Below are 21,551 nucleotides of genomic sequence, written 5' to 3'. Positions count from 1 at the left end.
TTCATAGGAGTAAAAAATCTAAAAGATATGTCTTTTAAACAAGCACAAACCGCTTTGTTTGCTTTGAAAAAAAAGCAACAAAAGCAAATAGACGCTCTTATACAAGATATTGAATATGCACCAACTCAACAACAAACGGCGGTGTGAAATGGAACAAAGAACAGCACAATGGTTTCAAGCCCGCTTGGGAAAAGTCACCGCTTCAAACGTTTACAACCTACTGAGTAAAACAGCAAAGGGAATGCCGACAAGCAAATATGAAGACTACAAAATCAAACTTATAACAGAACGTTTAACTGGTGAAGTAAGCCAATCTTATCCAACGCCTGCTATGCAATGGGGCATTGAACATGAAGAAGATGCCTTGAAAGAATATGCATTCATTTATGATACAGAGGTCATAGAGTGTGGTTTCATACAACACCCCACAATCAAAATGGCTGGTGCTAGTCCTGATGGGTTTGTTGGTGATGACGGTTTAGTTGAAGTCAAATGTCCACAATCACCAAACCATTTACGCTTCTTTATAGATGACACTATAAAGCCTGAATATAGCGCGCAAATGCAATTCCAAATGGCTTGTACGGGACGAAAATGGTGTGATTTTATCAGTTATGACCCACGTTTTACGAGGCAATCAACATACTTACGCATGAAAATCAAACGCATTCACCGTGATGAAGAACAAATTGAAGAGATTAATCAAGCGGTCGAAGCCTTTTTAGCAGAGATAGAACAAGAAATGCAAAAGATTTTGACAAAAGCTGCTTGACTCTATGGGGGTGCTTTCTCCTCCCAGCACCCCCACCCATTTAGGTAATAAGTAATATAAAAATAGAAAGGTAATGAGATGATATTTGATGATGGCGATAGATATGTAACAACCCGTGAATGTGCACAGCTTTTTAGTGTATCAACCACAACGATTCGCAATTGGGTGCTTCAAGGGGAGTTTCCGCAACCCTATAAGCTAGGAAGAGCAGTGAGATGGAGAAAAAAAGAGATTCTAGCTTTTACTCCAAAGAAAAATACGGAGCAAATAACAACAAATTAAGTAAAATTGTATAAACCACAAGAGGTGGACTAAAAGGTGGTCTAAAAAATAGAAAATCAAATAAAAAATTATATATTTCAATACATTAAACACAAAAAATGGTGCCGCATGCCGGATTCGAACCAGCGACCCCATCATTACGAATGATGTGCTCTACCAACTGAGCTAATGCGGCGTAGGTTTGTAAGTCAATGAGACAAAAACTAATCTGAGGGTAATAGCTAAAAGTACGTATAAAAGCAAGTATGCATTTTTTTCAATAATTTATAAAATATGATAATAATTTGAAGGAGGAGGAGAAATATGTAAGAGTCGGGGGTCGCAGTATTTTTTGATCTTAATGCTATAAAATGCTTTCAAATTTACGATAGCGCTCAAAGTTAAGAAGCTGGAAACGTCAATCTTTAAAATAGAAAATGGTGTCAAGATATCTTAGTAAAGATAAAAAACATTTTCTGATTCTTAACAAAGAAGGAAATTTATTGAATAAGTGATTAGAAAAACAAAGATCATCATAAACCTTTATTAATGTGAAAATAGGATGAGTAGAATTAGTTGAAAAGTTATTTTTCATTTTTATAGGAAGAAAAAGGGGGAGGATTAATAAAATTAATCACATTTTTTATTTAAGATGGAGTAGGAATCATGTCGGATGAAAATCGGTTGGTAGAACTAGAAACGAAGTTAGCTTACCAAGAAAAATTCATTGAAGAGCTTTCTCGTGTAGTAACCAATCAATGGAAAAGTTTGGATGAGATATCTAAAAAAGTTGATGTTTTAGCGAGACGATTTTCAGATTTAGAAGAACAGAGTGTTTCTGAAGCTGTTATTTTACCATTTTCTCAATAGCGAGAAGATGCTTTTTAAAATTTTTTTAGTAAGAGTCTCTTGGATTTTTTAGATGTGGTGGGGTGAATATCACAATGGGAGGAGGGGGTGAGATGTTCTTTATCACGATTACTGTTATTGATAGATTAGTTTTTATTGAATGCATTTTTTTAATATGTAGAACAGTTGTTATAAGCTTCCTCATTAATTTCAAAAATTTTCAATCGTATAAGGAGTGCTGCTATTAGAAGGCATTTTTTATACGTGGTTTTTAGTGCTGAAGTAAGAAAGGTTTTTATAGAGTATAAAGCAACAGCTATAGAAGAATCTAGGGATTTTGATATATTTCAATTTTTTCTGTACAGAGTTTTTTATAGGTGGAATAAGGACTTAGATTTATTCGCTAATTTCTTTGAATTAATGCAAATGGAGTGATGTTATCATTATCTATAGAAATCATAATAAAGGGTATATATTCATAATAAAGAGTTGTAATCCGTTCTTATGATCAAGTAATTTTCAGTTGTTTTGGTAGAGTGAGGTACTCTAAGCTATATTGGTTGTGTATAGTACAGTGAGTTCTAGAAGTTTTTTTCAAGCTTAAATATATTCTTCGTTATATGTATATGCTATGTTATGAAAAGGCTTTTGTTTTTCGTAAGTTAAGATATAAAATATTATTGCTAAAGCACCAAAGATAGACCATGCTGGTAAATAAGTGAGAGTAATGCAAATTGAGGACAGAAAATCAGGCATTATCTTGCATAGAGATTGATTAAAGCTATGGATATCTGTTTGCAGAAGGTTTGCTAAAATTTTATTAAGGGGGGTTTTTGTCCAATGTGATGTGATTACAGAGTGTGCATTGTCAATGACCAATGCTATAATTGTTAGTGTAACGAAAATGAAGGTCATTAATTTAAATAAAAGGCGGAGCATATTTTTTCTTAAAATTTTAACAGGACATACGTATAATGCATAGAAAAATAAGGAGTTGCATTATTACAAGAAAATAAGTTTACGTTTGTGTTGTACTTTTTGAAAAAAGGTGCGTAATTTTTTCGATAAAAGTTGAGGTTAGGCTCAACAAAAGTAATGAGGCATGATGTTTAACAAAAAGAACAATGAATTAAAACGTAATCTTCAAAATCGTCATATTCAAATGATTGCTTTAGGAGGCGTTATTGGAACGGGTCTTTTTTATGGTTCAACAGAATCTATAAAATTGGCGGGTCCTTCGACTATTCTCGCTTATCTTTTCGGAGGAATTATTATTTATTTTATCATGCGAATGCTTGGTGAAATGTCAGTAGAAGAACCAACATCAGGTGCTTTTAGTTTTTTTGCTTATAAATATTGGGGAGGTTTAGCAGGTTTTATAACAGGTTGGAATTATTGGTTTCTTTATATTCTCGTCAGTATGACCGAACTTACAGTGATCGGATTTTATTTAGATCATTGGATTTTGATTGATCATTGGAAGTCGTCTTTTATTGTTCTTGTGTGTGTGACATTGATCAATTTGTTGAATGTTCGTTTTTACGGTGAATTTGAATTTGGTTTGGCTTTGATTAAAGTTACAGCCGTTGTTGGTATGATTATTTTTGGAATTTTTCTTATTGTCACTGGAATAGGTGGATATCAAGTAGGCATTCATCGTCTTTGGGAATATGGTGGTTTTTTCCCTTATGGGATAGAGGGAGTTATTTTAGCTACATGTGTGGTGATGTTTTCTTTTGGGGGAACAGAGCTGATTGGTGTTGCTGCTGGAGAAGTCTCAAATCCAACAAAAACAATTCCCACAGCTATTCGTAAGGTTATGTGGAGAATTGTAATTTTTTATGTTGGTTCCATTAGTGTTATTATGATGCTCAATCCATGGAATATGATTGAGGAAAATGGTAGTCCTTTTGTAACAATTTTTGAGACGATAGGAATTCCAGCTGCCGGTCATATTTTGAATTTTGTGGTTATTATGGCTGCTATTTCAGTTTATAATAGTGGTATTTATTCTAATGGTCGTATGCTTTACAGTTTAGCTATACAAAAAAATGCACCACATATTTTTAGTAAACTTAATTCTGCACGCGTGCCGTATGTTGCTATCCTATTTTCATCAATCTGTACTGCAATTATTATCATCGTTAATACTCTTATTCCCAATAATAGTTTTATGCGGATCATGGCTCTTGCTACAGCAGCAGCGGTTATTACTTGGGGCATTATTGTTATTGTTCATTTGAAGTTTCGAAAGGCCCATAAGGACAAAAAAGAGCCGTTTATTTATGCTTTTGGTTTATATCCTTACGCTAACTATTTTTGCTTATGCTTTCTTGCTTTATTATTTTGTATAATGTTTATAAGTGGTTTTGGACAAAATGGATTCATAGCTCAACTGTTTGAGGTGGTAGGAATAAAGGCATCTTTTCTCAGGTCATATATTCCAGTGCAGATGCCTGATATGAGTTTGGCAGTCATTATTATTCCTCTATGGTGCTTGTTTTTACTTTTAGGTTATAAACTGAAACGATAGCGAAAGAAGAGCTAATCAAAGGGACTGATTGGAATAAACCTTGGGGCTTATAAAATTTGATAAGGTAACACAAGTTTTTGGTGATTTGTGTGTTTTAAGAAATATTACTATACAACTTACCGAAAGTCGCATCGCCGTTATTGGTGCAAATGGTTCTGGAAAAAGTACATTTGTTCGTCTTATTAATGGGCTCCAATTACCATCTCATGGTTTTGTAAGCGTTGATGGGCTTGATACCAAACGCGATGCGAAAGCAGTAAAGCGTAAGGTTGGATTTGTTTTTCAAAATCCTGATAATCAGATTGTTTTACCATTAGTTGAAGAGGATTTATCTTTTGGTCTCAAAAATTTAAAGCTTAATAAAGATGAAATTAAGAAGCGTGTAGATGAAATTTTGCAGCGCTATGAGCTTGAAGCTTTTAGAAATCATGCCGTTCATTTATTAAGTGATGGGCAAAAACAACTCATTGCGATTTCGGGTGTAGTTGCAATGAAACCAGATTACATTATTTTTGATGAGCCGACGACATTACTTGATTTGCGCAATAAGCATCGTGTGACGCAAGTAATAGAAGAATTACCACAAACGGCGATTGTTGTATCGCATGATTTGGAGTTTTTGAAAAAGTTTGATAGAGTGCTTGTTTTTGATAAGGGAGAAATAGCAATTGATGATGTACCTTTTGTTGCGATCAAAGAATATATAAAAAGAATGTCATGATCGGTTTATATATTCCAAAAGATACGTTTATTCATAGGCTTAGTCCTAGGATTAAGTTATTATTTCTTACAGTATGTGGAACCACTATAATAATGGTTTCATCTATATCATTTCTTGGGCTCTTTTTATTATTTGTTGCCTTATTCTATAGAGTTGCCAAGATCTCTTTTAAAACCGTGATAGAGCAGTTTAAATCGATGGGATTGCTTTTAGTTCTTTTATTTGTATTTCAAACTATTTTTAATAGTTGGCTTACGGGAGTTGAGGTCATATTACGTCTTGTTATCCTCTTTTCTTTATCATCACTTATTTCGTTTACAACAAAAGTTTCAGATATGGTGGATGCAATTGAAGCAGGGCTTCAGCCCTTTTGTTGCTTTGGTATAAATCCATCAAAAGTGAGTATGGTTATCTCTATGGCTATCCGGTTTATTCCTCTTTTGAGCGAAAAGTTTAATGAGGTACGTGAAGCACAGCAAGCACGTGGACTTAATACTAACATTGTTGCTCTTGCAATACCTTTAATTATACGAACCATAAGAATGGCTTCAGAAATAGCTGAGGCATTGGAGGCGCGCTCTTATGGTGGCTGATATTGTTGATGCAGTATTTCATAATCATCAAGATATCTCATAATGAAAGAATAATCAAATGAATACAAAAGATTTAGCTTATATTGTTTTATTTGCTGCTATTTATGCTGTTTTTGGTTTTTTCCCTCCTATTTATCTTCCTTTTTTGCTTGGGGGTATCTATTAACAGCTCAATCTATGGCTCCGATGTTAGAAGGGGCCATCTTTGGGGACAAAAGAGAAGTGCTTTAGCGCCGCTCCTTTTTTTCTTCTTGTTGCGATTGGACTGGCTTTATTGCCTGATTGTTGTGATGGAATTAGTGCTTTTTTATGGAGTTGCGAGTGGTTATTTGATAGGTTTTCCATTTGCTGCATTTTTTATTGGTTTAGTGGTAGAATTGTTTTGGCAGCGGTTAAATTTTATAACATTGTTTGTGATAAATGCTGTGGGGGGAATAGGAGTTATCTATGCTTTTGGTATTCCGTAGGCAGCGGATATGACTAAAGTCTCTTTATTAAAGGTTTTTTTATGGCTTCATCAGTTTTTTGATAAGGGATTGTTTGAAAGTATTGATTGTATTCTTTTTTGTACTCGCGATTAAAAGATCTGTTTTTCTTATTCATTAAAAGAAAAAAGTGTTTATTTTGAATGTAATATTATAATGCGGTACATTTGAAAATAAATAATAATAAGTTAAAATAAATATATTATTTCATTATAAGTTCATTGATTTTAACTATAGCGATTTATGATATCATTAAACATTGTAGAATCTAAGATGATTTATATCAGTAATATTATTAAAACAAATTATTATAATATTTTTCTCTATATCTAAGGTATCAAAAATTTTCTTTTATAAAGCTGATATTTTTGATTAATATTACAACAATAACTAAAGCTTTCCCATAATGAAGGAATAATCCAGTGAATACAAAAGATTTAGTCTATATTGCTTTATTTGCCGCGATTTACGCTGTTTTAAGTCTTTTCCCTCCTATTTATTTTCCTTTTTTGCTGGGGGTACCTATTACAGCTCAATCTATGGCTCCGATGTTGGCAGGATCTATACTTGGAGCAAAAAGGGGAGCTCTAGCATCACTTCTTTTTCTTGTGCTTATTGCGATTGGTTTACCTCTATTGCCTGGTGGTCGTGGTGGAATTAGTGTTTTTTTAGGAGTTACGAGTGGTTATTTGATTAGTTTTCCATTTGCTGCATTTTTCATTGGCTTTATGGTTGAGTTATTTTGGAAACGATTAAATTTTATAATATTATTTGTGATAAATACTGTGGGTGGCATTGGGATTGTCTATTCTTTTGGAATACCATGGGTAGCTTATATGGTTCAGGTCCCTTTGCTGACAATTTTAATAAGTTCATTAGGTTTTTTGGCTGGTGGTTTTTTGAAAGTGCTGATTGCATCCTTTATAGCCCTTACCGTTAAAAAAAATATCCCTCTCATTCATTTCGAGAAAGGGTAGTTCTGATTCTTAAATGAAGTTTTGTATTACATTGCATGAGAAAGGTATAACACAAATAGTAATAATATAAATTATTTTATCTCACTTTTTGTATTTTAACGAAAGATAATATCTGGCAAAGAGAAATTTATTATATTTAATTTTGTTTTATAAAACATATCTTAGAAATAATTTATAAACAATTTATGAATATTTAAAATCTTATTCATAAATTATACAACTAAATTCTAAAAGTTATATTAAATCTAATGAATTATAAATTAATATAAAATTTATTAATTTAATAACTATCAATAGTAAACGACATTTAAGATAAAAATAATATTATTTTAAATATAATATAGACAAAAAAATATAATTGCGTTAATTTCATTATGAATATTATCATTTGAGGTAAATTATAAAAATGAATATAAAATATTTCTTTTTAATATGTTCTATATTATTAATTTTTTTATCGCTTGTGAAAGCATCTGAATGTAGAGATTTTCAAGGAAAAACATCTTTTATTCATATTCATACTATTTTTTCATCAGATTTATTTCTTATTAAAGAAAATAATTCTTTAATAAATAAAGTTATTTTACCCACTCATCCTGGTAATCATGATATATTTTGGAAAAATATAGTAATTGTTTTTCAAATAGCAAAATGTGTGTACACAAATTTAGGAATATATCTATATTCTTCAATATTTTCCATATTCAAATGGTAGAGTACTTATTTTTAGATAAGGAAATAATTTTCTTATCAAGATAATAAATGACAATAGGCAATATATATACGTATCCATAAATAATAAAAAATTATGTGCATTAATATTTTAAGCATTTTGTATATTGTAGCAGCAGATTACAGTATATAATTATTCGAGGCTGAATGCAGAAATTTTTCTAATGAGCTTTGAAACAATTCTGATATTTTTGCAAAATAATGAGAGTGAGATTGGTTTATTTCCAATTATTATTTTTGTTTTTGCCTCGTTGAAAGGGTGTTGTAAGTTTTATATTTGCAATGCAATGCTATTTTTGAAGAAAGATCTGTAAGTCTTTTAACTTTTTTAAGATGGATGAGTATTAATTCCATAAAGTGTATAGAGGAGAATAATGTGAAGTAGGTACAAAGCAGCCACTTACTTCACCATTTTCTTTTAGTTTGGCTTTACAACTTTCAAAAGCATCTACGTCAATATCTTTTAAATAATGGAGATTACACATTGCTTCACGCTTTTATGTCTCACGTTCTTTAATAGAGCTATATTCCTCACTTAAAGAGAACATCCATAATACGCTTATTGGTGTCAATTTACGAGTTTGTTTTAAAACGGCATCTCTCAAGACACATTCCACCTAATGTATGACGGTTCTTGCAAATGGTATAACGGCAAAGCCTCTCGATTATGAATAATATAAAACTTATAGGGTACCAGCATCTTTACAGTTATGAAGGAGCAAGCTGGTACTATCATACTTTTGTCAGCTCCTAATGTTGCTATATCTCTTGTCTTTGAGCCGTTTCATAAAACATTTTCTATCTCCTACACTGTTTTCATTTGTAGTGTGCTAGAAAATGATTTTAGTTGATTGAATATAAACAAATTTGAAATGAAAAATCTATGATATTCGAGTTTCTCATACAACATACAAAAAAACAAATATAATATACTATAGATTTCCAACGATTTAATGTAAATTTAAAAAACTTTGTAAAAACGCGTTATTGCTTTCTTTGATGCTTTCAGTAATTTTTTATTGAAGGTTTTATTATTTCTTAGAAAGAGTAATTATCTCGTGGATACCTTTGATACAGATAATCCCATTAATATGGTGCATGTCACCAAAAATTTTTAGGACAAATTTAAAGTTGAAATATAATCACTAGAATGAATTTAGAGAGATTCCTTAAAGATTCATCTTATTATGAATGAAGGAATTTTGAGTATTTTAATCATAAAATACCTCGAAAAGAGGTCTCGATTCGCAATAATTAAGAGGCATGTTAAAAATCCTATTCCCTCACTTTATATTTGGGAGTCCCTCATTACAAAAAACATTTGGAAAACCAGTAAGTTATGTTTAATAAAAACAAAAAGTGGTGCCCAGACGCGGATTCGAACCACGGACACGCGGATTTTCAGTCCGCTGCTCTACCTACTGAGCTATCTGGGCATGCTTCATAAAACATGTAAAGTGTTTGTGGTTATAACATTAAAATTTTCTCTGTCCAGTCATCAAAAGAAAAATAATTGATTTTTTAATAAGTTTATCTCCCTATTCTAGAGAGTTATCAATGAATTTTTATTATAAAATAAACTTGATAGGTATGTTATGATACGTTAGTGTGTTGTTATCAGAATGCTATTCTTATCGTGGTGGTGATACGAAAAAAAATAAAAGAATCAATCTAACAGCATGATTAAAAAAGATTTTTTTACAAAGTTTCCGTGAATTTTAAGCTTACGAAATAAATAGAAGACATTTTGGATTTTTAAAAAGAGGCTATTGAGTAGTCTTTATAGTAATTTGTTTTTCTTTATAAAGAGAACAAGTCATCATAAAGAAAGCAAGTCATCTAAAAGGGGAGAAATAATGATAATGTTACAAAAACCAAGTAGTCGTCCTAATAATACTAATTTTTCTTCAGGACCTTGTAGTAAACGACCTGGCTGGAGCCTTGAAACTCTTAAAAATGCATTAGTTGGGCGTTCGCATAGATCGAGAGAAGCAGAATTAAAACTTGCTGAAGTTGTTGATTTAACCCGTGAGATTCTTGAAGTTCCTTCTGATCATCGTATAGGAATTATGCCTGGTTCAGATACCGGTGCTGTTGAGGCCGCTTTGTGGTCTTTATTAGGTGAGCGTGGCATTGATATGGCGGCGTGGGAAAGTTTTGGATTAGGGTGGAATAAAGATGTTGTCGAGCAATTAAAGCTTTCTGATGTGCGTCGTTTTGAAGCCCCTTATGGTGAAATACCAGATTTAACACAACTTGACTTTGATCGTGATGTTGTTTTCACATGGAATGGGACAACTTCTGGTGTGCGTATTCCTAATGCGGATTTCATTCCGGATAAGCGGGCTGGATTGACCATTTGTGATGCAACATCTGCTGCTTTTGCGCAATATCTCGATTTTTCAAAATTAGATGTTGTGACGTTTTCATGGCAGAAAGTTTTGGGAGGTGAAGCAGCACATGGTATGGTGATTTTAAGTCCTCGTGCTGTTGAGAGGCTTGAGAATCATGTTCCAGCTTGGCCTATGCCGCAGCTTTTCTGTATGACGAAAAATGGAAAGTTGAACGAAGATATTTTTAAAGGAAAGATAATCAATACGCCTTCTATGCTTTGTGTTGAAGATTTTCTTGATGGGTTGAGGTGGGCAAGGTCTCTAGGAGGTGCAGCGGCATTAAGAGCACGGGTTGAGAAAAACTTTTCTGTACTTGATGCTTTTATTCGCAAAACACCATGGTTAGAATATTTGGCAAAAGATCCTGAAATGCGTTCTAACACATCCATTTGCTTAGATATTGTGGATCCAGTGATTACTGCTTTGGATAATGAAAAGCGAATATCTTTTATAAAAGCGGTTGTGAATCGTCTTGATGAGGAAGGGGTCGCTTATGATATCGGTTCGTATCGAGATGCTCCTCCTGGGCTTCGAATTTGGGCGGGTATAACAATTGAGGCTTCCGATCTTGAAATTTTAACACAATGGCTTGAATGGGCGTTCCAAGTTGAAAAAGCTCAGCTTTAAATAATTACTGGCGATTTTTGCAACGCCTTTTTAAACAGAAAAAGGATACGAGAGGTTATGATGATCTTTCGTATTCTTGTGTCAGAGAAATGGCTTCTGAATATTACATGAATTGTGAAAGAAAGAAGGGAAAATGAATGCTTTGTCAGGTGTTAGGTAAAGCACAAATTAAAATCTCTATCTTTTTGCTTTTTGTGGCAAAAATGACAGATTGAGAATATTTTGGTATTTGTTTATTTTTATTATCATAAATTGTAAAATTTAATCACTTGAAGATTGAAAAAAATCTGAAATGAGGAGTCGCACTTGCTCTAAGGTTTCGTTATAAGGAAGCATTTGTTTTTGAATGCTGGTTTTTTTGACCAAACACGACGGAGAAAGTTATGGCCAATGTAGTTGTTGTCGGTACACAATGGGGTGATGAAGGCAAAGGTAAAATTGTAGATTGGTTGTCTGAGCGAGCAGATATTGTGGTAAGATATCAGGGGGGGCATAATGCTGGCCACACATTGGTTATTGATGGAGTGAGTTATAAATTATCACTTTTACCGTCTGGTTTAGTGCGTGGAAAGCTATCAATCATTGGAAATGGTGTTGTTGTTGATCCTCATCATTTTGTTGCAGAATTAAAAAAACTATGTGATCAGGGTGTACAAATTACACCAGAAATTTTACGGATTGCTGAAAATGCTCCCTTGATTCTTTCTTTGCATCGTGACCTTGATGCAATTCGAGAAAGCGGTTTATCTGGTTTAAAGATTGGTACAACAAAGCGTGGTATTGGACCGGCTTATGAAGATAAGGTAGGACGTCGTGCTATCCGAGTGATGGATTTAGCAGAAAAAGATACGCTTATGGCTAAGATTGAGCGGCTTTTGAGGCATCATAATGCTTTGCGTCGTGGAATGGGTGTTGTGGAAATTGATTCTCAAGCACTTTATGATGAATTGATGCAAGTCGCGGATAAAATTTTACCCTTTATGGATTGTACGTGGCGTCTTTTAGATGAAGGGTATCGAGGAGGGAAACACATTCTTTTTGAAGGTGCGCAAGGTGCTTTACTTGATAATGATTTTGGAACTTATCCTTATGTAACGTCATCGAATACAGTTGCTGGGCAGGCATGTACAGGTTCAGGGATGGGACCTGGTGCAATTCATTATGTTTTGGGTATTGCAAAAGCTTATACTACACGCGTTGGAGAAGGGCCGTTTCCGACAGAGCAAATAAATGATATTGGTGAATTTCTGGGAGTGCGTGGACATGAATTTGGTGTTGTAACGGGTCGAAAGCGTCGATGTGGTTGGTTTGATGCTGTCTTAGTACGTCAGATGGTAACAATTTGCGGTGTGCAAGGGATAGCATTGACAAAACTTGATGTTTTGGATGGTTTAGATGAAATAAAAATTTGTATTGGTTATGAGCTTGATGGTAGAAGGATTGATTATTTACCTTCTTCCATGGGAGCTCAAGCTCGGGTGAAGCCTGTTTATGAAACATTAGAAGGTTGGAAGGAAAAAACAGCACATGCGCTGACGTGGGAAGATTTACCTGCGCAGGCTGTTAAATACATACGCTATATTGAAGAACGGATTAATACAAAAGTAGCTTTATTATCCACGAGTCCAGAGCGTGAAGATACTATTCTGATTACAGATCCCTTTGCAAATTGATGATTGTTTTTAGATTTCTATATATGTTCTCTGTTCGTTTTTGTATCTTTTTACAAAAAAGTTTTTAAGAGCACGTAAGAGAAAGGTGCAAAATAGCATTGTTTATTTTTCATATTCATTTTACATTATTGCGATAGTTGTACCAATATTAAATGACAACCAATTTAGAAGGCTAAAATAAAGTTTTTTGGCTTTACTATTGATTTTTTCTCAGTTTAAGAGAGATTATAGAGGAAATGGTAGATTTCGTTGGAATCTTAAAAAAGACAATTAATGCACAAAATAATATTACACCACAAGTGCGCAAGCGGATTTATAAGCGGGCTATCGAAACACTAGAACATCAATTTGTAATAGCAAAAATCCCACAAGCAATAGCGGATGAACAAAGAAAGATTCTTCGAAGTTCTATCGCAACCGTTGAAGAAGAATATTTAGTAGTTGAAAAGAAATTGCTTTCTTCAGTTATTGGGTGGAATCCCAAAAATATAAATGAAGATAAGAAAGTTACAAAAAAAGCTATATTACCAAAGAATAATGAATTTTCAGTGGTAAACATAAAAAGAAAGCAGGATTTTGTTGCACGTTCAAAAGATAATAAAGTATTTGATAAGCCTTATGTATCAGATATACCAGATGCAGAGCCTGTTAATATGGGGGCTTATTTCTCTTCTCAGCATGTTAATAGCTGTACGTTAAAGGGTTCTCCCTCGCAGGAAGATAATCCGCATATTGTTTCGCATATTTTTTCCCAGGCTTTACGCCGCGCTAATAAATCACTGGTGCAAAGGCGTATTGTGATAAGTGCTGTTTCTGTTATTAGTATTGTTGTTTTAACGGTTGGTATTTTTTTTGTTGGTGAGCGTGTATTTATATCAAATGATCATCAGTTGTTGGGAGAAAATCTTCAAGCTTCTCACAGAGTCCCAAAGGCACTTTCGATTAAGAGAAAGTTAACACAACGCTTATTAGAGGATGGGAGTGAAATTGATGTTGGTTTAAAACAAGCGACAGATTCTTCGGATGAAGAAGGAATCTCAACAGTTGTTGCCAGAAATTTGCAATCGCTTGAAAAATCGGGGGAAGCTGTTTTTTATCAAGCGCGTACAAATTATGATGCAGAAAAGATAGCAACAGGGAGCGCTCGCTGGACGCTTATAAAGGAGCCTCATGTGAAGGACGGGGGGCCAGAAGAAACCGCTATACAAGGTGATATAACAATTCCCGATGAAGGGGTATCATTACGGTTAATTTTACGTCGTAATACCGATCGGTCATTTCCTGCTGCGTATATTATGGACCTTATTTTTATTCTTTCTGATAAGTTTTCAGGTAAAGCTATAAGCAATGTTCAAGCATTAACCTTTAAAGCAAGTGAACAATCCATTGGGCAGCCTTTAAAAAGAACCATTGCTGCAAAGATTAACGATGACTTTTTTCTTGTTGCATTGAGTGGTCATCATCCTTTTCTTGATCAAAATTTACAATTGATGCGAGAATTAGATTGGATGCGTTTGGTGTTAACAGATAAAAACGGACGTATAAATGAATTAACCTTTGCAAAAGGACCAAACGGTGAGTCTATTTTTGATGAAGTTATTGGACAATGGCTTACACAACAAGATAAATTAACAGTCCTTGGTCAAAAAAATAAAACATAGATGCGGAAAAATAAAAGGTTGTGGAGAATTCTCTATATCTGTTTCTATCAATTATACCAAATGCGCTCAGCAAAGCCTATACATCAATAACTCAAAAAATTAGATAGGCTAATTTACCCGTATAAAGCCAATATATGCCTTTTTTCATTTTTACTTTAAGAATGTGCAAACAATTGGCTTTATACTTGAATTCTAGAATTTTATACTTGAGCTTGAGATAAAGCAGAATCTTTGATGAAATTTTGCACTTTTTCAAATGCACGCATTTCAATTTGTCTTACTCGCTCTCGACTGATGTTGAATTCACCAGAGAGTTCTTCTAGGGTTAGTGGAATATCGTTTAAACGACGCGCTTTGAATATACGTTTTTCGCGTTCATTCAGATTGTCCATGGCATTTATGAGCATAGAACGACGATTTTCCAATTCACTTTTTTCAATTAAAATTTGTTCTTGATCGTTAGATTCATCCACCAACCAATCTTGCAACTCACTGTTTTCCCCTTCTTTTGTCCGAATCGGTGCATTGAGTGACGCGTCACCACCAAGCCTACGATTCATTGAAACAACTTCATCTTCCGTAACATTCAACTGGGTTGCAATTTCTTTTACTTGTTCTGCGTTGAGATCACCGCTATCAAGGGCTTGAAGTTTACTTTTTATCTTACGAAGGTTGAAAAACAAGCGCTTTTGATTGGCTGTTGTCCCCATTTTCACCAAACTCCAAGATCGCAATACATACTCTTGGATTGATGCTTTAATCCACCATATTGCATAGGTTGCAAGACGAAAACCCCGTTCTGGTTCGAAACGTTTAACAGCTTGCATGAGTCCAACATTACCTTCTGAAATGACTTCTCCAATGGGGAGTCCATAGCCGCGATATCCCATCGCTATTTTAGCTACGAGACGCAAATGACTGGTTACCAGCCTATGCGCAGCTTTTAAGTCATTATGCTCACGGTAACGCTGAGCTAACATATATTCTTCTTTTGGTTCAAGCATTGGAAAACGACGGACTTCCTCTAAGTAACGATTTAAACCGCCATCGCCTGTTATTACTGATAACAAATTCATATGGGCCATATAGCACCCTCCTTTTGTCTGAATTCCCTGATAAGGCAAATTCTCTGTTTCAGATAGCGAACTACCCTTGTAACCTCACTTTAGCATATTTTTGAATTTTGTTCAAAAAAAGATATTTTATTGTCAAATCTTGAGAAGGAGAAAAGTTTCAATTCATTTTTTTAAAATGCTTAATAAGTTTAGCCATATCTTGAGGCAGCGGTGTGGAAAACGACATAACTTTACCGGTAGAAGGATGTTCAAAAGTAAGACTTGCAGCATGGAGTGCATGTCGGTTGAATTGATCTATTACATTTTTAATAATGGGATTAAGGGTATTTGACTTTGTTTTAAAAGCATTTCCATAAACCGTATCACCTACGAGAGGATGTCCGATATGAGCCATATGAACACGGATTTGATGGGTACGTCCGGTTTCCAAGCGACATTCCAGAAGGCTAGCAAAAGACGTTGAGTCTGGATGAGTACCGTATTTTTCAAGCAGAGAAACATGTGTAACAGCATGACGAGCATAAGGATTTTGGCTATGAATAACAGCTTGCTTTGTTCGGTTATGGGGCGAACGACCAAGTGATGCATCAATTGTCCAGACATTGCGCTGAGGTGCCCCCCAAATCAAGGCATGATAACGTCGATCTAATGCGCAGGTACGTCCATGATCAGAAAATTGAGCGCTAAGACTTTTATGGGCAAGATCATTTTTTGCAACAACCATAACACCGCTTGTATTTTTATCGAGACGATGGACAATGCCAGGGCGTTTAACACCACCTATACCAGATAAACTATTACCACAGTGGTAAATAAGAGCATTAACCAACGTACCAGTCCAATTGCCATTCCCAGGATGAACAACAAGACCAGCTGGTTTATTAATAACGATGATATGATCATCTTCAAAAAGGATGTCCAATGCGATAGCTTCAGCGCTAGGTTCTGCATCACGAAGATCAGGCATTGCCAATTCAATTATTTGGTTAATTTTTAATTTTGTTTTTGGTTCCTTTATGAGAAGACCATCAATCTTAAGACAGCCTTCATGGATGAGGGCTTGCAAACGTGAACGTGAGAGCACATTATGGTATTGTTTTGCGAGCCACTGGTCAAGACGTTGCCCAAGAGCACCTTCATCCGTTATTTTCTGTATTACCATACGATTCCTATTAAGTTTTTAATAAGATTCTCTTACCAGTATGAAATTGCTTTACTATCAAGAAATTCTTTAATTCCCCAATGTCCCCCTTCACGGGCGCGCCCAGAAAATTTTACACCTCCAAAGTAGCTTCCACTGGGTAACCCATGTCCATTAACTTCTACCATACCAGAGCGTACTTGTGCTGCAATACGACGACATTTGTTGCGATCTTGTGATTGAATATAATTTGTAAGACCATACTCAGTGTTATTGGCTAAAGCGACGGCTTCTTCTTCTGTACTAAAAGCAAGAATCGAGAGAACTGGACCAAAGATTTCTTCTTTAAAAATACGCATATGAGGTTTTACATCAGCAAAGACTGTTGGACGAACATAATAACCGCGTTCCATTCCTTTTGGTAAACCAATTCCGCCTGCAACAAGAGTTGCACCTTCATCAATTCCCGATTGGATAAGTTCTTGAATTTTATCGTATTGTTTTTTTGAAACGACAGGACCAATATGATTTCCTTCTTGGTAGTTTGGTCCTACTTTTGTTGTTTCTGCAATATCTTTAGCTATTTTTACGGCTTTGTCATAGATGCTCTGTTCCACAAGCATACGAGTCGGTGCATTACAACTTTGTCCACTATTATAAAAGCAATGTCGTGCACCACGTTGAATAGCATCTGAGTCGGCATCAGCAAAAATAATATTCGCTCCTTTTCCCCCAAGTTCCAGACAGACTCTTTTTAAAGTTGCGCTGGCATTTTTCGAAATATCTTTTCCTGCTCTGGTTGAACCAGTAAAGCTGATCATTTCTAAATCTGGATGTGCAGAGAGGTAAGAGCCGACAGTCGCACCATCACCATTGATTAAATTAAAAACACCGGCTGGAAGTGCTGCTTCATCTAAAATTTCAGCAAAAAGCATAGCAGAAAGAGGCGCAATTTCAGAGGGCTTTAACACCATGGTACAGCCTGCTAAGAGAGCAGGAATAACTTTAAGCGTTACTTGATTCATGGGCCAATTCCATGGCGTAATTAATCCTACAACGCCGATAGGATCGTAGTGAAGGATTGCTTGCTTATTTCCCTTTATTAAAGTTTCTTGGAATGAAAACTCTTTATAAGCTTCGATAAAATTGCGAATATGGGAACTTCCGGTTGCAGTTTGGGCATTAAGCGCCATATCAATTGGTGCTCCCATTTCCATTGAAATGGTTTTTGCCATGTCTTTGGAACGTTTTTCATAGATCTCTAGAATTTTTTCAACGAATCCAAGACGCTCGCTTGGTGATGTTGTTTTCCATTTTTGAAACGCTTCTTTAGCCGCGTTAATTGCCTTATCGGCATCTTTTGTACTTCCAAGGCTAATGACAGCACAAGCCTCTTCTGTTGATGGATTAATGACGTCAAAGTCGTGAGGAGTGCTTGGATCATCCCATAGACCATTGATATAAAATTTCCGTTTGTTAAACATAATTCGCTCCCTTTTTTCTATTTGTGTTTATGTCATTATGATTATCTTAGTCTAAGCCTTTTTAAACGAGGATAACAAGGGTAATCTTATAAAAACGCGAGAAACTAGATTATATTATGGTAATTGAGCATGGAGAATTTAATAGAGCAATGCTTATATAACCATTTGTGTTATTGAGACTAATTTCTTTTATGAAAAGGGAGAGAAAGAGAAGTATAGACAATTTCCTTGAAGCTTTTTTTATCATGAAGTTGTCTTCAAAACAAATGAAATACGAGCTCTATGACACCATAAACTGGGCAATTTACGTCGTAAATAGGAAGAAAAAACATTATGAATATGCATTATGGCATTATTTTTTTTATTGAAAAGTAGCTATCAGCAAAAGGTTATTAACCTTCATACGATAGTCTCTATGAATTCTTTTTGAAAAGATTATTTTTCTCATTGCTATAAATTTGTTGGGTGCCATGCATAATTCGAAAACAAAATCTATTTCTACATCTTCTTTTTCTGATGATGGTACAAAAGGTGCATCAAGAGAAGATTTATCTATTAAGATTACCGAGATATTTCCTTATCCGGAAGTGTGGAAAAAGGCATTTACCCTCGGAAAAAACGTCCGTTTTACGCGTACCCCAGAAGTTGAAATTTTGCGTCGTCGTATAGAAACAGATCCAATTTTTGCAAAACAGTTTAAAATTTTTACGAAGCAAGATCAAAAACAAATTACAGATATTGTACGCTGTAACAAGAAAACGAAAAATGTTCTATCGACAAAAAAAGTCATTAATCCTCAATCAATAGAGAATAAAACGTCAGTTTGTCATTCAACAGTTTTACAGCAGTTGTCACGACAAACTATTGGTATGTCACCAGCAAATATTCCGCTTAAGGAGGATAAACAAGAACATAAATTACCAGGAGAAAATGTGCTACAAAAAATGAATCCTGCTTTGCACCTTTCCAATGATGCATTTTTTGAGTGTGAATCTTTGATATTTGAATATGTGGATACTCAAACTTCAAAAGAGGATGCATCGATTGACACAAAAAATGAAATTACACCTCATATTCCTTCTGCCTTTGATGAGTCAATAACTGCTCTTTATCGTGTTCTTGAATACCGCTTTCCACAACTCTATGATTCAATTACATCAGAATCTCCAGCAGAAAGGATGCGAGGTGTTGAGCAAATTTCTGATTTAATGCATACAAATAATGATACGGCTAAAAAGTATCATTCTAAGCTTTCTGTTGAAGATTGTATCCATACGCAAAGTGATGCAGAAGCGTTAAACAATACTGAGGCGTTAAGCGGTGCTGGGGCTCGTATAGAGACTGAAAATAGCAATAATACTATCGCTAATAATACCGTTGATTGTGTAACAAAAGATGTCACAAAGAATTCAAAAGATTTGTCTGTGATGCAAGCAAACGTTAAAACTAAAATATTCCAATCTAGCCGCGCGCCATTAGGCAATTATGATTCTGCTTTTGTGCAAAATATGCACTCTGTTGACTGTGATGTTTATGAGTTTCCTCCGGTCAGTTTATTACAGAAACCTGTTTTTCATGAAGGTACGATGATTCCTCAGGAAACATTAGAACGCGGTGCTGGACTTTTGGAAAGTGTTTTGGAAGATTTTGGTATTAAGGGTGAAGTTATCCATGTACATCCAGGGCCAGTGGTTACAATGTATGAATTTGAGCCTGCTGCGGGTGTAAAGTCATCGCGCGTTATTAATCTTTCTGATGATATTGCACGTTCTATGTCTGCTATTTCTACACGCGTTGCTGTCATTCCTGGACGTAATGTTATCGGGATTGAGTTACCCAATGCGGTTCGTGAAACCGTTTATTTACGGGAATTAATCCAAACACGTTCTTTTCGTGAAAGTGAATTTAAACTTGCTCTTGCTTTGGGGAAAGGGATTAATGGTGAACCGGTCATTGCAGAATTAGCAAAAATGCCTCATTTATTGGTTGCGGGAACAACAGGATCAGGAAAGTCTGTTGCAATTAATACAATGATTTTGTCGATTCTTTATCGTATGACACCAAAGCAGTGTCGTTTGATCATGGTTGATCCTAAAATGTTAGAGCTCTCTGTTTATGATGGCATACCACATCTTTTAACACCTGTTGTAACAGATCCTAAAAAAGCAGTAACAGCTTTAAAATGGGCGGTTCGTGAAATGGAAGAACGTTATCGCAAAATGGCTAAGTTAGGTGTGCGTAATATTGATGGTTTTAATGCACGCGTTGCACTTGCAGCTCAAAAAGGCGAGACGATCATGTGTACTGTACAATCGGGCTTTGATAAGGAAACAGGGGAAATGCTTTATCATGAAGAAGCCATGGATCTCACGCAGCTTCCTTATATTGTTGTGATTGTTGATGAGATGGCTGATCTTATGATGGTGGCAGGGAAAGAAATAGAGAATGCCATTCAGCGCTTAGCGCAAATGGCGCGTGCGGCAGGTATTCATCTTATTATGGCAACGCAGCGTCCTTCTGTTGATGTTATCACAGGGACAATTAAAGCGAACTTTCCTACCCGCATTTCTTTTCAAGTAACCTCAAAAATTGATAGTCGTACGATCTTGGGTGAACAAGGTGCTGAAACGCTTTTAGGTCAGGGGGATATGCTTCATATGGTAGGTGGTGGGCGCATCGTGCGCGTTCATAGCCCTTTTGTCTCTGATGAAGAAGTTGAATCCATCGTTGCACATCTTAAAATGCAAGGAAAACCTGATTATTTAGCAACGGTAACGGATAATGAAGACGATAACAAAGAGGATGCTTCTGCTGATTCAACGGTTGGACTTTCTGAGGACGAAGATTTTGATGAAGAGAGTGAGGGACTTTATAATCAAGCTGTAAAGATTGTTATGCGTGATAGAAAATGTTCAACGTCTTATATTCAGCGTCGACTTTCAATCGGCTATAATAAAGCAGCTTCTCTTGTCGAACAGATGGAAGAAAAAGGCATTGTTGGAGCCGCTAATCATGTTGGAAAACGTGAAATTCTACTCAATGAAGGGAAATAAACAAGCACATTTTAAAATGGGCAATTTTTAAAATGTCTGACAGTCATTATTTAAATGTGCTTGTTTTATTTTTTCAGAGAAAATGGGCTACACGTATTTATTTTTTATCATAATATTAAAAAATTGAGTAGAGAGTCATAAAGCAAAAGTGATTTTTTGTATTAAAATTGCTAATGAGGTAAACAGGCTGATATCAAAGGAGATTGTAAGATATTTTTAATATTTCTCAATGATCTGGAATGTAAAGAAATTAAACAAATCTTTATATGAAGACCGATGATGTTTGTTTTCTATTCTATTTACAGAGAGATTCTTGAGTAAAATAGTGTGGTGATGTATTTTTTGTTTTTTTCTGTCTCGATTTTAATGAAAAAAAGGTCTTTGGGCGATTATGGAGAGTATCATAAGAAGAGTGTCCAATATACAAGGTCTGTTGCGTTGGGTGCTTTAAAGCGCTACGCTGAATTTATTATCATTTGATACTATCAGTGCAAGAAAGATATTCTTACGAGACTTTATT

General features: G+C 35.0%; 15 protein-coding genes, 2 tRNA genes and 1 pseudogene. 12 read left to right on the top strand and 6 right to left on the bottom strand.

From position 1 onward, the window contains the following. Nucleotides 1-148 precede the first annotated feature (148 nt). Nucleotides 149-772: a lambda exonuclease family protein gene (locus ACFIMQ_RS03250; protein WP_375703380.1), complete on the top strand. Its 624-nt coding sequence runs from the start codon at nucleotides 149-151 to the stop codon at nucleotides 770-772. Nucleotides 773-850: 78 nt separating this feature from the next. Next, nucleotides 851-1,054: an AlpA family transcriptional regulator gene (locus ACFIMQ_RS03245; protein WP_100129129.1), complete on the top strand. Its 204-nt coding sequence runs from the start codon at nucleotides 851-853 to the stop codon at nucleotides 1,052-1,054. 99 nt (nucleotides 1,055-1,153) lie between these two features. On the opposite strand, the gene ACFIMQ_RS03240 is transcribed toward ACFIMQ_RS03245, so the two are convergent. Beyond that, a tRNA-Thr gene (locus ACFIMQ_RS03240) sits at nucleotides 1,154-1,229 on the bottom strand. Nucleotides 1,230-1,699: 470 nt separating this feature from the next. Between ACFIMQ_RS03240 and ACFIMQ_RS03235 the strand changes: the two genes are divergently transcribed. Then, nucleotides 1,700-1,903, top strand: a complete 204-nt coding sequence (locus tag ACFIMQ_RS03235) for a SlyX family protein (RefSeq protein WP_375608768.1) — start codon at nucleotides 1,700-1,702, stop codon at nucleotides 1,901-1,903. 579 nt (nucleotides 1,904-2,482) lie between these two features. Here ACFIMQ_RS03235 and ACFIMQ_RS03230 read toward each other — a convergent pair. Beyond that, nucleotides 2,483-2,821, bottom strand: a complete 339-nt coding sequence (locus ACFIMQ_RS03230; protein WP_375616760.1) for a hypothetical protein — start codon at nucleotides 2,819-2,821, stop codon at nucleotides 2,483-2,485. 163 nt (nucleotides 2,822-2,984) lie between these two features. Between ACFIMQ_RS03230 and ACFIMQ_RS03225 the strand changes: the two genes are divergently transcribed. From ACFIMQ_RS03225 to ACFIMQ_RS03205, 5 genes and pseudogenes are all read left to right on the top strand, one after another. Continuing rightward, a complete protein-coding gene (locus tag ACFIMQ_RS03225) occupies nucleotides 2,985-4,415 on the top strand; it encodes an amino acid permease (protein WP_375616761.1) in 1,431 nt (476 codons plus the stop codon). Between the two features lie 40 nt (nucleotides 4,416-4,455). After that, nucleotides 4,456-5,136: an energy-coupling factor ABC transporter ATP-binding protein gene (locus tag ACFIMQ_RS03220; RefSeq protein ID WP_375616762.1), complete on the top strand. Its 681-nt coding sequence runs from the start codon at nucleotides 4,456-4,458 to the stop codon at nucleotides 5,134-5,136. Beyond that, nucleotides 5,133-5,772: pseudogene (locus ACFIMQ_RS03215) on the top strand (energy-coupling factor transporter transmembrane component T family protein). The gene ACFIMQ_RS03220 and the pseudogene ACFIMQ_RS03215 overlap by 4 nt, the downstream one beginning before the upstream one ends. Nucleotides 5,773-5,878: 106 nt before the next feature. Beyond that, nucleotides 5,879-6,196 carry a biotin transporter BioY gene (locus tag ACFIMQ_RS03210; protein ID WP_375703379.1) on the top strand — a complete coding sequence of 106 codons (318 nt, stop codon included), beginning with the start codon at nucleotides 5,879-5,881 and terminating at the stop codon, nucleotides 6,194-6,196. Nucleotides 6,197-6,636: 440 nt separating this feature from the next. Next, nucleotides 6,637-7,191, top strand: a complete 555-nt coding sequence (locus ACFIMQ_RS03205) for a biotin transporter BioY (protein ID WP_375703378.1) — start codon at nucleotides 6,637-6,639, stop codon at nucleotides 7,189-7,191. Nucleotides 7,192-9,283: 2,092 nt separating this feature from the next. On the opposite strand, the gene ACFIMQ_RS03200 is transcribed toward ACFIMQ_RS03205, so the two are convergent. Then, a tRNA-Phe gene (locus tag ACFIMQ_RS03200) sits at nucleotides 9,284-9,359 on the bottom strand. 420 nt (nucleotides 9,360-9,779) lie between these two features. On the opposite strand from ACFIMQ_RS03200, the gene ACFIMQ_RS03195 reads away from it, so the two are divergent. The 3 genes from ACFIMQ_RS03195 (at nucleotide 9,780) to ACFIMQ_RS03185 (ending at nucleotide 14,277) form a co-directional block, all read left to right on the top strand. Beyond that, nucleotides 9,780-10,943 (top strand): phosphoserine transaminase, encoded by a 1,164-nt coding sequence (locus ACFIMQ_RS03195; protein WP_375616381.1) that lies wholly within the window; start codon nucleotides 9,780-9,782, stop codon nucleotides 10,941-10,943. A 383-nt stretch (nucleotides 10,944-11,326) separates the two neighbouring features. After that, a complete protein-coding gene (locus ACFIMQ_RS03190) occupies nucleotides 11,327-12,616 on the top strand; it encodes an adenylosuccinate synthase (RefSeq protein WP_375607453.1) in 1,290 nt (429 codons plus the stop codon). Between the two features lie 236 nt (nucleotides 12,617-12,852). Then, nucleotides 12,853-14,277, top strand: coding sequence for a hypothetical protein (locus tag ACFIMQ_RS03185; RefSeq protein ID WP_375616380.1), 1,425 nt, complete (start codon nucleotides 12,853-12,855; stop codon nucleotides 14,275-14,277). A gap of 200 nt (nucleotides 14,278-14,477) precedes the next feature. Here ACFIMQ_RS03185 and rpoH read toward each other — a convergent pair whose 3' ends face one another. The 3 genes from rpoH to ACFIMQ_RS03170 all read right to left on the bottom strand — a co-directional run bounded on the left by rpoH (nucleotide 14,478) and on the right by ACFIMQ_RS03170 (nucleotide 17,978). After that, the gene (rpoH, locus tag ACFIMQ_RS03180) at nucleotides 14,478-15,362 is read right to left on the bottom strand and encodes an RNA polymerase sigma factor RpoH (RefSeq protein WP_375616379.1); all 885 of its coding nucleotides are present in this window, start codon (nucleotides 15,360-15,362) and stop codon (nucleotides 14,478-14,480) included. Between the two features lie 148 nt (nucleotides 15,363-15,510). Continuing rightward, nucleotides 15,511-16,515 carry an RluA family pseudouridine synthase gene (locus ACFIMQ_RS03175; protein WP_375616378.1) on the bottom strand — a complete coding sequence of 335 codons (1,005 nt, stop codon included), beginning with the start codon at nucleotides 16,513-16,515 and terminating at the stop codon, nucleotides 15,511-15,513. Nucleotides 16,516-16,547: 32 nt separating this feature from the next. Beyond that, nucleotides 16,548-17,978, bottom strand: a complete 1,431-nt coding sequence (locus ACFIMQ_RS03170; protein WP_375616377.1) for an aldehyde dehydrogenase family protein — start codon at nucleotides 17,976-17,978, stop codon at nucleotides 16,548-16,550. 470 nt (nucleotides 17,979-18,448) lie between these two features. Between ACFIMQ_RS03170 and ACFIMQ_RS03165 the strand changes: the two genes are divergently transcribed. Further along, nucleotides 18,449-21,031 carry a DNA translocase FtsK gene (locus ACFIMQ_RS03165; RefSeq protein ID WP_375616376.1) on the top strand — a complete coding sequence of 861 codons (2,583 nt, stop codon included), beginning with the start codon at nucleotides 18,449-18,451 and terminating at the stop codon, nucleotides 21,029-21,031. Nucleotides 21,032-21,551: the final 520 nt, after the last annotated feature.

Source organism: Bartonella sp. AD13SXNS, assembly GCF_042196465.1.
GTDB lineage: Bacteria > Pseudomonadota > Alphaproteobacteria > Rhizobiales > Rhizobiaceae > Bartonella.
This window is presented reverse-complemented; position numbering and strand designations above follow the sequence as displayed.

Coding starts and splice junctions, on each gene's coding strand:
- ACFIMQ_RS03250 (WP_375703380.1), top strand. CDS start 149: ATGGAACAAAGAACAGCACAATGGTTTCAAGCCCGCTTGGGAAAAGTC.
- ACFIMQ_RS03245 (WP_100129129.1), top strand. CDS start 851: ATGATATTTGATGATGGCGATAGATATGTAACAACCCGTGAATGTGCA.
- ACFIMQ_RS03235 (WP_375608768.1), top strand. CDS start 1,700: ATGTCGGATGAAAATCGGTTGGTAGAACTAGAAACGAAGTTAGCTTAC.
- ACFIMQ_RS03230 (WP_375616760.1), bottom strand. CDS start 2,821: ATGCTCCGCCTTTTATTTAAATTAATGACCTTCATTTTCGTTACACTA.
- ACFIMQ_RS03225 (WP_375616761.1), top strand. CDS start 2,985: ATGATGTTTAACAAAAAGAACAATGAATTAAAACGTAATCTTCAAAAT.
- ACFIMQ_RS03195 (WP_375616381.1), top strand. CDS start 9,780: ATGATAATGTTACAAAAACCAAGTAGTCGTCCTAATAATACTAATTTT.
- ACFIMQ_RS03190 (WP_375607453.1), top strand. CDS start 11,327: ATGGCCAATGTAGTTGTTGTCGGTACACAATGGGGTGATGAAGGCAAA.
- ACFIMQ_RS03185 (WP_375616380.1), top strand. CDS start 12,853: ATGGTAGATTTCGTTGGAATCTTAAAAAAGACAATTAATGCACAAAAT.
- rpoH (WP_375616379.1), bottom strand. CDS start 15,362: ATGGCCCATATGAATTTGTTATCAGTAATAACAGGCGATGGCGGTTTA.
- ACFIMQ_RS03175 (WP_375616378.1), bottom strand. CDS start 16,515: ATGGTAATACAGAAAATAACGGATGAAGGTGCTCTTGGGCAACGTCTT.
- ACFIMQ_RS03170 (WP_375616377.1), bottom strand. CDS start 17,978: ATGTTTAACAAACGGAAATTTTATATCAATGGTCTATGGGATGATCCA.
- ACFIMQ_RS03165 (WP_375616376.1), top strand. CDS start 18,449: ATGCATAATTCGAAAACAAAATCTATTTCTACATCTTCTTTTTCTGAT.